The 14,187-nt window shown below is 42.0% G+C and carries 7 protein-coding genes; 1 reads left to right on the top strand and 6 read right to left on the bottom strand.

The features are described from left to right. Positions 1-85 precede the first annotated feature (85 nt). The 5 genes from C5749_RS04550 to C5749_RS04570 all read right to left on the bottom strand — a co-directional run bounded on the left by C5749_RS04550 (position 86) and on the right by C5749_RS04570 (position 8,920). The gene (locus C5749_RS04550; RefSeq protein ID WP_105723405.1) at positions 86-1,216 is read right to left on the bottom strand and encodes a LamG domain-containing protein; all 1,131 of its coding nucleotides are present in this window, start codon (positions 1,214-1,216) and stop codon (positions 86-88) included. 75 nt (positions 1,217-1,291) lie between these two features. Next, complete coding sequence (locus tag C5749_RS04555) at positions 1,292-2,521, bottom strand: DUF4998 domain-containing protein (protein WP_105723407.1); 1,230 nt, start codon at positions 2,519-2,521, stop codon at positions 1,292-1,294. Between the two features lie 36 nt (positions 2,522-2,557). Continuing rightward, positions 2,558-3,769, bottom strand: a complete 1,212-nt coding sequence (locus C5749_RS04560; protein ID WP_219847898.1) for a DUF5000 domain-containing lipoprotein — start codon at positions 3,767-3,769, stop codon at positions 2,558-2,560. Positions 3,770-3,794: 25 nt separating this feature from the next. Continuing rightward, positions 3,795-5,696 carry a RagB/SusD family nutrient uptake outer membrane protein gene (locus C5749_RS04565; RefSeq protein ID WP_105723410.1) on the bottom strand — a complete coding sequence of 634 codons (1,902 nt, stop codon included), beginning with the start codon at positions 5,694-5,696 and terminating at the stop codon, positions 3,795-3,797. A gap of 29 nt (positions 5,697-5,725) precedes the next feature. Beyond that, positions 5,726-8,920, bottom strand: coding sequence for a SusC/RagA family TonB-linked outer membrane protein (locus C5749_RS04570; protein WP_105723412.1), 3,195 nt, complete (start codon positions 8,918-8,920; stop codon positions 5,726-5,728). A gap of 743 nt (positions 8,921-9,663) precedes the next feature. Between C5749_RS04570 and C5749_RS04575 the strand changes: the two genes are divergently transcribed. After that, positions 9,664-12,165 carry a glycoside hydrolase family 2 TIM barrel-domain containing protein gene (locus C5749_RS04575; protein ID WP_105723414.1) on the top strand — a complete coding sequence of 834 codons (2,502 nt, stop codon included), beginning with the start codon at positions 9,664-9,666 and terminating at the stop codon, positions 12,163-12,165. A gap of 58 nt (positions 12,166-12,223) precedes the next feature. Here C5749_RS04575 and C5749_RS04580 read toward each other — a convergent pair whose 3' ends face one another. Continuing rightward, complete coding sequence (locus C5749_RS04580; protein ID WP_219847899.1) at positions 12,224-14,185, bottom strand: family 43 glycosylhydrolase; 1,962 nt, start codon at positions 14,183-14,185, stop codon at positions 12,224-12,226. Between the last annotated feature and the right edge of the window lie 2 nt (positions 14,186-14,187).

A 14,187-nucleotide genomic window follows, 5' to 3' on the forward strand; every position in this document is an offset into this window, starting at 1 on the left:
TTAATGTAGTAATGATATAGTCAGATTCAAATCCGGTATCTACATGTGCCCCATTACCTTTTTAGTCAATTAAAATTCTTTCGTATTATGGAATAACATCATAGGCTGCAACATACACATTACGTGCATACATTTCTGCATGTTGTGGCCCGGATGCGTGCCCTCCGCTAGCCCCCTCCATCTGCATATTAATAATTAGCCAGAATGGTTTAGCGACAAAATCAGCATGATGTGTCGCTTTTTTTTCGCCATCAATAAATAGCTCCGCAGCGATGTCTGTGGCGGACGTCTTGTACATAACCAATTTATAATTATGCCAATCCCCAGCATTCGCTACGTAGGTCTTTGTGGTTTGCCAAGAAGTATTTTGCCAATTCGGGCCTGTCACTGTATTTTGCCAGTTGGTACTGTTCCCTTTAAACTCCATGATATCAATCTCAGGAGGCCAATTCCATGCACCGGTAATCCAGAACGCCGGCCAGGATCCAACCATGGTCGGCACTTTAAAATCGCCACTAATTATCCAGTAGGGTTCTTCATCTGTTACCGTAATGTGATTCTTATAATGGATTGCGCCAGAATGGTAATATATCCGTAACCAAGGGTCGGCACTGCTGTTCCCCTCCCATTCTTCTGTTCTATCTGCTTGTACTTTCAACTCGCCGTCACCTACTAGCGAAACCTGTTCCTCATACATACGAGCGGAACCATTGTGGTCCGTTCCCCAAGGATAAAACATATTCCAATGCTCTTCAAATTTAGTTGTGTTTTCAAACGTGGTTGAATCCAGATAAACAATAGGTTCGGGAAAAGCGATAGTTGAAAAAGTGATTTCCTCTCCATAGGATATACCGCTAGATTGTTTCGCAAAAGGGCGGACGTAATACATTTTTCCGGGCAATAGTCCTTCTAATTTTACGGTGAACCTTCCTCCTCCGGAAACACCTTGTGCCGAAGCCTTGGCATCATCTACTGTAGGAGTTTCATGCAGCGCATAAGCAACTCCTCGGGACAGAACACCTGTGTTTCCCTCCGTAATTTGAAAAGATAAACTAGCCGTATAGTAATTGAGATTGCTTGTAGATTCATGTTTAAAAACAATAGCTTTGGATTCCGCAACAGGCGTATCATCATCGGGGTCTTGGGAAACAGAATCGTTAGATTTACTACAACTTACGCAACAAAGAAATAGACAAACTAAATAAATGATTCTCATACTTGTTTTATTTTTGAATGAAAAAAAGTGCTTTCCTAAACAGCTGAGTATCTATTAGAAAAGCACCTATATTATTTATTCATAAATCAGCGAGACCGACAATCCCCTGACATTAAAGAACTGATTGCTCGAGCTCATTAAGTTGGTTACAAAACCAATCGTGATCGGCTGATTCTGAGGATTCTCAAAACGGAATCTAACCGTTTGATAACCATCTGCTATCCATTTTAGATTATAATAACCTAACGTAGATACGGATTCAACGTCTGCTGCATTTGGGATATTACCGTTATCCGTAGCAACAAAATAAATCAGGTTATTGAAAGCATCCACATTTGCGGTAACATTGTTACGGGTAAACTCAATGACAACCTCGTATTCTCCTGCAGGCAGTGTTGCTGTCTGATAAATTTTACCATTGTTGATATTCGGCGTACCCCAACCGGCCTCGGCAGAAAGAACTCTTATACCTGTATTAGTGTCCGTAGTGCCTCTACCACCGCTAATATTATTCGCCTCAGCATTGGAAATCCAATCAGAGATCACGCCCCATCGCCCGGAAATGTTGTGTGCGTCGAAAGGAGCGTTTAAATTACGGTAAAACACATAATCGGGCCTAATTTCCGCATATGCGGTATAAAATGTATCCAAACAAGTACTATCGGGAAGAAATAAGCTCCGCGACAACATGGGGTAATCTGCGTTTACGTCATCTAGTTCAAAGTCTTTTTCACCAATCGGCAACCGTAAAACTTTTTCCTGGTTTTCCAGGTTAGTATACTTGATCTCTGAAGCGAAAATACCAGACGATAAGTCGACATTACCTAGTGTACCAAGAAACACCCCACTATACGTTGTTAAATCTCTTCGTGATAAAGGCCTATCAAACAAAGATGTCTGATAACGGTCTCCGTATACCGTACCAATGCTGTGTACCGTTATAGAGGGATTACCTAATGCGTCGTACGTAACAACTTCAAAGTTATATACATTTTCTGCCATGTTTTCCAATAACACCTCTAATGTATCAACATCAAGTGTACGCTCAACGGGAACTGAGATCGAGTCTCTCCTATCGTTCCAAAAAATCCGACACTCAGTAACTTTTGGATCTGAAATAAACAAACCCGCTAACTTAACTCTATTTTTACCTGAGAAAATCCGAAGAGAATCTAGCTTCCCTGTGTAAGATATTTCGCCATCGGCGACATACTTCTTCCAGTCGTCCATCTTTGAACAACCCATACTTAATCCCAAGACAAGAGATATAAAGAGGAAGAATCTATATTGTTTCCAAAAATTCATGATTTTTCAATTTGTTTCTTAAAAGTAATTTCGTATCTAACGGGGGTCACCATAAACTTGGACTTCTCCTATTCCCATATAGGTCGTTCCTCCCCAATTCTTAATGCTTCTTATCCGTAGGTATCTAACTTTTGGCGCTGTAACATCGAAATCCCAACTGAGTCCTGCATTTGCCGTCTGGTAGTCCTCATTATTCTGCTGGCCGAACGGAAGTCCTGATGGCTTTGTTGCGTTATATTTACCCATCAGATGCCAGTTATCGAAACTTCCGTCAGCTGGAGGATTGTCCGAACCCCATACTTCAAATTCTTTAAGGTTTCCTAAATAATAATACGTTCTTCCAAATCCACCGCTACTGAAATACTCCGGATAATCCCATATCACGATACGGCTCAGTTTCGCCAGGCGCCCAATATCAAACGTAATGACATGTATTCCTGGATGCGCATTTTTTGTCTGATAGACGCTGGGCCAATCCCAAATGTTATTATCCCACATTCCTGCCATGGAAGTCGAAGGGTTGTGAGGAGCATCCCCCGGCAGGTTCATGCCTACATATCCAGATTTCGGAATCGCAGTTTCATAGAGCGGTTTGATATTTGCATACAGTGTGTCGGTATAGTTCAACCAACGGTCCCGGACAGTAAAAGCAAACGGTTGATCTACGGTATCCAGGCTTGCATCACGCATAATATAGGCGATGTCATCGGTAGCCGTATACAAGCTATTGGGATGCGTAACCCATTCTCCGTATTCATCTTTTTGCATAATCTGTATAGCAACTTCGCTACGTTCCGGGTTATCTGCCCGCACATTTACACCACTAAATGCGGGTGCTACTTCCATACTTCTATAAATATCCCAAATTGGAGACTCCTGTGGATGTATCTTCACTTTTGTAACTTCCGAAACTTTTTCGCTGCGGTTGACGGCATACAGCTCCACATCGTACTCCCCTTCGTTAGCAAAGCCTTCTACCATTAACCAATTATTATAATACGAAGATTTTACCTCCATCGGCTTACCATGGGGAAGTTTATACACTGCTTTCACATACAAGAGATCCTGCTGACTCGGCACCGTATAGGAGAGTTTCGCCTTTCCGGCTAAATTCTCCACTTGAACATTGGTAACAGGACCTGGAGCGTCTTGATTATTTTCCAAGGGGGTACGAAGACCATCTTCACCACAGCTCCAGAAGCCCACTCCTAAAATGCACAGCAATAAAAAATTAACTATATTTTTCATTTTATCTTTCATTTAATTTATTATTTTACCATCCAGGTGATTGAACTAGATTTTTATTTTGAATAACTGCGTTTTCTGATAGCGGCCAAAAATAATCCCTTGGTGCAACAAAACGTTGTTGATAGACCGTATTGATTTGGTAATATGAAATGGCATTTTCACCTGCCATATTCCAACCCGTAATCGGTGCATTCAAATAAATCGCTGACTTTTTCCAACGTTTCAAATCCCAGAGACGATGCCCCTCAAACGCTAGTTCGATCAAACGTTCCTGATGTATAATTTCGCGCAACCCTTCTTTGGTCGTGAATTTGGACGGGTTCGTTGAATAGGTTGTCCAAGATTCTTTCACACCTTCCAAACCAGCCCTATCACGAATCTTATCAAGATAGACAAATACCTCATCATTATCAGGCCCATACGCCTCATTCAAAGCTTCTGCATACATCAGGTATACATCTGCCAAGCGGATTTCCGGCCAAGGATAAACGCGATAGGAAGCTCCAGAAGAACTCATCGTTTGGTTCCAATCCACTAGTTTTTTGATAAAATATCCGGTAACATTAAAGTGAAAGGCATGTGTACTACCCGCGTAGTCCGTTCGTTTACTCCGCAAAACAAAAGTATTTTCATCAGAATTACTCGGACTATCATATTTGTACCATACCGCACCATCAAAAGCCAAGCTAGCATAAAAACGAGGCTCTCTATCAAAATGTAGACGCGAGGTTTCAAATCCCTCAGCAATACGGAATCGTTCTTCATGTGTCGCGATCCTCAACTCCGTATCATCCCTGAAAGACAATGTTCTATCCTCGTTAATAGGCACACCATTTTTCGTATAGAATTGTCTAGCGACCTTCAATGGAGGTGATAAGATTTTTCGGGCATTGTTATGATTATGATCAATATGTAAGGGTGCCATGGCCTGCAATTGTAAGTCTGCCGTCGTGCTATTTGAATTTGCCCAGATGTGCTCTTCGTTCCAACGCTCTGTAATCGCTTGACGCAAATCGAGCTCTAACATCGTTTGTTCTGAAAGTGAAAATGAAGTCGGCGGCATTGTAAACAATTTATGTCCGGCTTCTTCTGCTATATCAATTGCTTCTTTTGCCGCCGCAGCGGCCTGCACCCATTTTTCGCTCTTAAATTCTTGGTCAAACAGGAGCTTTCCATCTTTATTAGTATAGTTTGCATAATCTGAATTTCCATTGAATAATGGACTTGCCACCGTTAACAATACTTTCGCCTTCACTGCTTTAGCAATCGGTCTGGTTAAACGCCCTAATTCCAAAGTCCTGTCTGTAATGATCATCGGAAGTTTATCAGCTGAAGCATCCAATAACTCTACGATATACGCGATACACTCATCTATAGAGTTTCTCGGTATCGCCACTTCTTCTTTGGTCGCATCGATTCCCAAATTCGTTTGAATCAAGGGAACCGGGCCATACATACGTACTAAAAGGAAATGATAATATGCTTTCAAAAATTCTGCTTCACCAATCCATCTCCGACGTTCAACATCGGTGATGTCTCGAATTTTCGTCGGATCATTCGCATTTTCTAAAAAGATATTACAATGACGAATAGCTTGATACATGCTATTCCAAGATCCGACATAGGCATTCGACACGCTTTGATTACCTCGTGCTATTTCAAATGCATTACTATAGATACTGGTTTGATAAGGAATCCATATCTCATCTCCTGCTAGCATACCGATATTGGCCACGCTACCATTTTTAGGCAAATAGCTATATAACGTAAACAAGTATTTTTCAGCCTCATTTCGCAATTTGAAGGCATGATCAATGGTCGATACATTATCTGGTACAACATCCAAATAACTATCGCAAGATTGGCTCATTCCAAATCCAATAATGGAGGCAGCCCATATTATTTTCTTTAATCTTTTAAGTTTCATCTTTGCGTCTTTCTTTATTAACACCCCTATTAAAAGTCTACCAATATACCGACGTTATACACCGACTGTACAGGGTAGCCTAAGCCTTTTCCACCCATCTCTACATCCCACATCTTAAACTTACTCCATACCCATAAGTTAGAACCGCTTAAATACATTCTAAGTCTATTCACACCGAACCGTTGTGACTTATCGGTAGGTAGGTTGTAACCAATCTCCACATTTTTCAAGCGAAGGAAGGTACCGTTACGCATCCACCACGTCGATTGGTACTGATTATTTCCAAATCGTAGTGTATTATTCTGTACAAACTGCGGGCTCAATCTCGGCCAAAAAGCATACGCATCTCGATGATCTTCTGACCAATGACTTTCTTCAATCACACGTAACAAACCGTTCTGCGCTCCGCCATTGAGCACAAAGGGGGATATATTTTCCGGGTTAATAAAGAACGACGATCGCGCAGAACCTTGAAAAAACAAGCTTAAATCAAAGTCTTTATAGCCAACAGTTCCCCCAAAACCGTACGTAATCTCCGGGGTTGTCGGCCAACCGATGGGAACCATATCATTTAACGTAATCGATCCGTCACCATTCATATCTCTATATTTAATATCCCCTCCCATATAGGTTCCAAACTGTTGCGGAGAGTTAGCTACTTCCACATCGTCTACAAAAAGCCTTTCGGCGATGAGGCCAAACGTTTGTGCGACAGAATGTCCCGTACGGTATAAATAAGACATGTTTTCGGGATAGTCTAGCTCATCCCTCTTTAGTATCTTGCTCGTAGCAAATGTGAAATTTGCCCGTAAGGTTGCCCACCAAGCTTGCGAAAACGATTTATTGTAATTAATGGAGGCATCTAAACCTTTACTTTCGGCTTCGGCCGTGTTAGCCTGTGGAGTTCCCCCCATTAATCCCATTGTCGGGCTCAAAAAAGATCGAGGTTCTAAAATATTGTATCTTCTTTGATGAAAAGCATCTACGATAATTTCTGTCGAGTTATTGAATAGTGACATGTCCATGCCTAAATTAATCTGTCTGGATTTTTCCCAAGTGATTAAATTGTTCGCGTAACGAGATATAGAGACGCCAGGTCGGCTATAAAAACTGTTCTCACCAAAAACAGCTCCATATGCGCCATCGTTTAGATTAACCTCAGAAAGATAGAAAAAGCGATCCTCACGTCGTCCGATCTGGTCGTTTCCTACCCAGCCAAAAGATCCTCGAAATTTCAAGTCGTTTATTGTATTGTGTAGGGGTTCAAAGAACTTCTCGTTAGACACTCTATAAGCCATGCCAAAAGACGGAAAGAAACCAAAACGGTATCCGCTTGCAAACCGCTCGGATCCATTATAACCGAAATTAAATTCCGCTAAATAGCGATCATCATAGCCATACGTAAAACGTCCCGAAAGACCTTGGTTACGTTGCTCCAGAGAAGATTGTACGGACCCTGCATTACCTGTTTGGTAGCTCGATAAAATGGTGATCAGCATACCTGAAACATCATGTTTCCCGAATCGCTGTGCATAATTCACAGAAGCTTCCATGTACATACGGGAATCCAGATTCTTATCACCCTCGGAATAGTTCAGGTATTCCGATCCTGTTACACCAATGGAGTTAGGTCCGCCGTCGTTCAGTACGGACAGATCAATTTCGCCTGTTACCGGATTCAGGTAGGAACGATAATAAAACGGATTATACTGCCTTACCACATTAAAATAGGAATATCGCTTTAAATATCCCATTGCTCTCGCACTTAATCCAGGCGTGATAAAACTGAAATCTTGTTTCAATTCTAACTGCGGCTGCAACGTAGAAGTTTTATACACCTCATACCCTCTCACCATTTCCGCATAAGGGTTCGTTAGCAAAGATGTACTACCTAGCCCTGAAACTGCACCTCCAAACAATGGATGTTCTGTATACGGAGAAAACGAAGCTGGATATACCGCAGGGAACATCACGGGGTTCGACCATATTGCACTTCTGAAAATATGTTGTCCCCCATGAATTCTGTTGTTATTTTCATCGTAACTTCCCACCGGCCCACTATAATCATCAAATTGTCCATACACTTTGATAGCGGCATCTGTGGTAGGTGTCAATTTTAAATCAACATTAGTACGTATAGAATAGTTTTTTAGTTTAATATTGTTATTGAAGTTGTTTCGACCATCAACTTTGAGCACACCATTATCAATATTGTAGGTTCCCGCTACATAATAACGAGCCCGTTCTCCACCACCGCTGGCATTGATATTATATCCTTGATTAAAAGTATAATCTTTTATAAGCATATCGATCCAATTGTTATTTGGATACAACAACGGATCATCGCCTGCTGCCGTCCGATCAATTTTCGTTTGTACATAAGGTAAAATAGCCAGCGGATTCCGTGTTAATGCCGCTTCGTTCGCCAATTCCATATATCGAATATTGTCGGCAAACTGAAAATTACGTGTGTTGGAAGACATTCTATTCTCCGCCCGAAAGCTAAATTTTGTTTTACCTGCAGCACCCGTTTTGGTTGTAATCAAAATCACACCATTGGCGCCCCTAGCACCATATACTGCTGCTGCTGTGGCATCTTTCAGTACAGAGAAAGCTTCAATATCATCTGGTTGAAGTCTTGCCATATCCGTTGGAGAGGACTCGATACCGTCAACTAGGATAAGCGGATCGACTTTTCCTGCTCCGAATGATCCTAGACCACGTATAAAGAAGTCCGCGTTGTCGGCTCCCGGCTCTCCACTTTGCTGATAAGCAATCATTCCCGAAATACGTCCTGCTATCATGGTCGTCAAGTTTGATGTCGGGCCTTTTAGCTCTTTGGGGTTTATAGTCGTAATAGAACTAACTAGAGATCCTTTCTTCTGTGTTCCAAAACCGACGACAACAACGTCCTCAATTTCTTCACCTCCCAATTGTTCCATCACAACATTGAGGACGTACACTTTCTGGGCATTAGGCGTCACTTCTGTAAGACGTTTTTCGATACGATTATACCCTACATAGTTATAGACTAGGGTAGCATTTAGGGCAACATCAATGGAATAACGTCCATTTGCATCCGTAATGCCTAAATTTATTCCTTCTTTAATAGACACTGTCACACCCGCCAAGGGACCAGTCCCATCAGACACTGTTCCTTCTACCCGCACCTGTCCTGTTTGGGCAGAAACAAACGGTATACTGTACATACACAGTATTAACATGATACAAGCTATTAAATAATGCTTGTGGTAAATAGTTGGTTTTCGCATAGTTTATTCGTTTATAATTCTTCATATTTTAGATCATTCTTTTCCAAGAAAATGCTCATCACCATCGACGTGATGATCTTAATTTAACTTTAGCTGTTAGGGATCTTCTAATAGGTTCATTCTTTCCATAAATAGTACTTCGTTATGTTAGTTGTTTTTACTTATTGCGTACCATAAAAACCGTCCATGAGAATCAAGTTCTCAAAAAGGTATATTACCATACCTTAGATGTTCTACAATATGCGTTCTAAATACAGTTTTGAGAATTAGTTTATTTGCAGTGATATTTTTTAGTTAGCTATTCACAAATTCCAATTCAAAAGTCTAGATTAAAAAAAAAATTGTTGTTGATTTTCCATTCAAAAACATCAAAATATGATTCAATTAACACAGAAGCCAATAAATTAAATTACAAACCTATTTTTCAAGAAAACAACTATAACACTGTAAAACAACTCGTTAAACAGAATTCTAAATACATTCATTCGAGAGCCTTCTTGCTCAACAATTTGTAAATACCATTCTAATTCTCAATTTTTGTAATAAATAAACGTCAGATCAACATTTTTACAAATCGCTAGCTAATTAATAATAGTATATACATTCGTACATATGATATCCTTTTCCCAACCCAACCAATACAAAGTCCTTTCACTTGAACAGGGTATTTTAATAAAAACACGTTAAATATCACGATGATACAAACAAAAATAATTTCGTATTTGGCCGTCACCATTTTACTATCGTGTAGTGCCGCACAATCTCTCTTCGCCCAACCGGGCTTCGGCCAGGCAGAAAAAATAAATAATAACTGGCGTTTCCATCTTGGCGATACCGACCAAGCTATCGCACAGGATCAATTGGGTCGCTCATGGCGTTCTGTTCAACTGCCGCACGACTGGAGTGTGAAACAGCCGCTGAGCCCCACCTTGGCAAGTGCCACCGGATACCTACCTGGCGGTATTGGATGGTATAGAAAGACCATAAATATTTCGCAGAAAGACAAAGGTAAAAAACTCTATATCTATTTTGAAGGCGTATACAACCGAAGTGAAGTGTTTGTCAATGGACAATCGATTGGCAAACGTCCGAATGGATATATCTCGTTTAACTACGACATTACACCCTATATCAAATATGGCGAAGAAAACACTATAGCGGTTAAAGTAGACCACAGCCAAGACGCCGACTCCCGATGGTATACTGGTTCAGGAATCTATCGAGATGTATGGTTGGTACGTGCTAACCCAATCCATATAGAGCAATGGGGTGTGTACGCCTATCCGGAAGTTAAAAACAAGCAGGGAACACTGCACGTACAAACGGCTGTACGAAATGAAACGGGCCAAACAACATCGTTGTCTGTACTGACAGAACTTCTAGATCCCCAAGGTCAGGTTGTAGCAAAGAAAACCACAAAAACGACATTGGCGGCTGGTGGGCGTGAAGAGGTACAAACTTCATTGGACGTGAAAAACCCAAAATTGTGGAGTTTAGAAACGCCACATCAGTATACATTAAGGACCCGCGTTCTACAAGGAAAAGAGCAGATTGACGAATCAGAAGTCAAAACAGGTTTCCGTACCTTAACTTTTGATCCTAACAAAGGTTTTGCGCTTAACGGTGAATGGATGAAAATGAAAGGGGTCTGTATACACCACGATGCCGGTGTCTTAGGTGCAGAGGTCTATCCGGAAGTCTGGCGTCGCCGTTTATTAGCACTAAAAGAACTCGGCGTCAATGCTATCCGTACCAGCCATAACCCGCAAGCTCCTTCTTTATACGCGTTGTGCGATGAGCTTGGCCTCCTCGTCATGAACGAAGCATATGATGAATGGGAATTTCCGAAGAGAAAATGGTTGGAAGGTTGGAACATAGGAACGCCAGGATTCCAAGGATCATATGATTTTTTTGAAGAATGGGGTGAAAAAGATCTGGAAGACATGGTGAAACGCGACCGCAACCACATCTCTATCTTCGCTTGGAGTATCGGCAATGAGGTAGATTATCCTAACGACCCATACTCCCACCCCGTGTTAGATGGTGGTTCCGAAAGTGGGTTTACACAAGCCATGTTCGGAGGCTACAAAAAAGATGCGCCGGATGCAATGCGTCTGGGCGCTATTGCTAAACGTCTCGCAGCTGTCGTGCGCAAATTCGACAACCGCCCGATAACGGCTGGATTAGCTGGTGTGGCTATGTCTAACGAAACAGCGTATCCGGGTGCATTGGATATCGCCGGCTATAACTATACCGAAAGCTTTTACCACCGAGATCATGAGCGTTATCCAGATCGCGTTATTTACGGCAGTGAAAACCGCCATGATATGGGTGCGTGGAAAGCTGTACGTGACAACGAACATATTTTCGGACAGTTTCTTTGGACTGGTATCGACTATCTTGGCGAATCCGGCCGCTGGCCATCCCGCGGATTCTATTCGGGGTTATTGGATTTTGCGGGTTTTGTGAAACCACGTGGGCATTTCCGCCAGGCGCTATGGGCAGACAAACCCGTGGCACACTTAGGCACCTATCCGCTACAAGGTGGTGGTGCTGCTACCGATGTGTGGTCTAAATTGGAGGCTGAACAAGGACAACGAAAAGATCAGGCACCATCGATGGATGCTTGGCCAATCTGGAATTATCAGGAGGGACAACAGATACGTGTGGTGTGCTACACCAACAGTGCACAAGCGCGACTGGAACTCAACGGGAAAGTAGTTGGTGAACCCAAAGCCTATAACGATGAGCATGGAATTATTTACTGGGATGTCCCATATACAGCTGGAAAACTGGAAGTGATCGGACTGGATGACAACAACCAAGAGGTGGTTCGTCAACATATAAAATCCAGTAAAAGACCGCATGCTATCCAGATCATACAATCAAATAGCACTTCCGTGCAAGCTCAGGGAGGCGTTGCACAAATCGAATTACAGATTGTCGATGAGGATGGCCTACCGGTTATCCTAGCAGAGGATGAAATTACCTGCCAAGTTGCTGGAAAGGGTAGATTGCTAGGCATGGAAGCTGGTAATAACTCCGATATGGGTGATTACACAGACAACAAACAACGTGTATACCACGGTAAAATGATTGTATATGTACAAGCCAATGGGAATCCAGACGAGAAATTAGCTGTGCGGTTTACAGCTCCTTGGCTAGAAACAGCCGATGTAGAGATTACGTTAAACTAATCAAGAAAAAAGCGCTGTATGTTGTTACAGCGCTTTTTTCTTGATTCATTTCTTTTCTTTATTGTACCCCTTCTGTGGTCATCACAATACGCTTGATTGTCCCGTCGTCATCGTGGTATAACCGATCGATGCATATCGAACGGCTATAGCTGCCTCCATCCGTATTAATACCGCCATTATGGTATATAAAATACCAATCTCCTTTAAATTGTATGATAGCCTGATGGTTCGTGTTGCTATTGCCAGCAATTTCATTGAGAATCCCCTTATATTCATAGGGACCGTCGATATTGTCTGCCGTAGCATACGCAATTTTTTCGGGAAATTCCGTGGCATAGGTCAAATAATACTTGCCATTATAAGTATGGATCCATGGTGCCTCGGTAAAGCTAAATCCTTCGAATTGTACTTGTTTGATCTCGCCATCAATCTCGATCATATTATCTTTTAGCTTCGCATAATAACACTCTCTGTTTCCCCAAAAAATCCATGCTTGTCCATCCTCGTCAATAAATACTGCCGGATCGATGCAAGCCCAGGAATGGGTCGATGCAAAACAGTCATCATTTGTCAACAGCGGCTTACCCAAAGCGTCTTTGAATGGCCCTTCGGGTCGATCAGACACGGCGACGCCGATTCCCGACCAGTTCGTGCTGATATACCAATAATATTTGCCGTTATGTTTCACCATATCTGCCGCAAACGCATCACCACTTTTTGCCCAGGAAAAATCCGTTATTTTCATCGGCACTGGATATTCTGTCCAATTTTTCATATCGGTCGTAGAAAACACCAACCAGTCTTTCATCTTATATCCCCGCTGGCCTCCCGCAAAATCATGCCCAGCATATAACCATAGCGTATCCCCTTGCACAAGAGCCGCGGGATCAGCCGTATAATGATGTGTAATAATCGGGTTGCCTTTTGCTTCGAAATGATAGCGATCTTCTTTTTCGAGAGGTTGTAGCAATGCCGTCGGTACACCTCCCCATTTCGCATGTAGACGACGTGCTTCCTGTCTCGTAATACCAATGACGCTTCCATGCCGCGGATGGAAATTCTTATTAAATGATCCCGTTTCCGTTGTAAAGTCAAACAAATCCCTACTCCGTTGGAATTCATACCGCCCGTCAGCATAAAGATCATACATCAAGATATATTCATCGCTATCATTCAGCTTGAAGACACTCGATCCTTCAACCACAATAGATGTATTCGCATAGGCATCCAAATAGATAAAATCTTCTTTCCACGGCCCTTTCAACGATTTACTGGTTGCTTGTTGAATGCCATTTTTAAATTCTTTCCCTTCGGCATCTTTGGTATTTCCTTTATAAAAGAAATGGTAAAGCCCATCTTTGTAGATAATATCACCATCGATACCACCAAACTTGGGGCTAAACAACAATGTCGGCTCTTTTTCAAATCCTGTAAAATCTTTATTCGCATACGCACCATAAAAATCCAATTTGGAATTGTCATGCAAACGAACGGTAAAATATACGAGGTATTTTCCTACTTTTTTATCATAGAAAACCTGCGGCGCCCATACCCATTTCACATTCCCAAACTTTTTAGGGTATAATTTGGCCAGGTCCAAAATACTATGCTTCCAATCCAATAAGTCGTCCGATTTCATCAATATGATCCCAGGATTCGTATCCCAACCATTCTTTTTCGTAAACATATCCGTCGCGACCATATAGAAGCTGTCCTCATTTTCACCACGGTAGATATGCGGATCACGTATCCCTCCGGTCTGGGAAATATCAGTGGAAGCCATGATAGGCCTGTTTTCATTCAACGCTGTCCAATTTACGGCATCTGCACTAACCGCAAAACGGAGCTGTTCTTGTTGCTCTCCCTTTCCAGTTCCTTCAAAATAGGCGAATAAGTATCCCTCAAATTTAGATTCCTGCCTCTGTGATTGTGCGTGTATATACGGCGGGTGGAACAATAAATAAAAGAAAAACAATGCACCCAATAGGGCTTTCGATACTTGGTCTGAACTTTTCATCATAT

The organism is Sphingobacterium gobiense (assembly GCF_002980575.1).
GTDB lineage: Bacteria > Bacteroidota > Bacteroidia > Sphingobacteriales > Sphingobacteriaceae > Sphingobacterium > Sphingobacterium gobiense.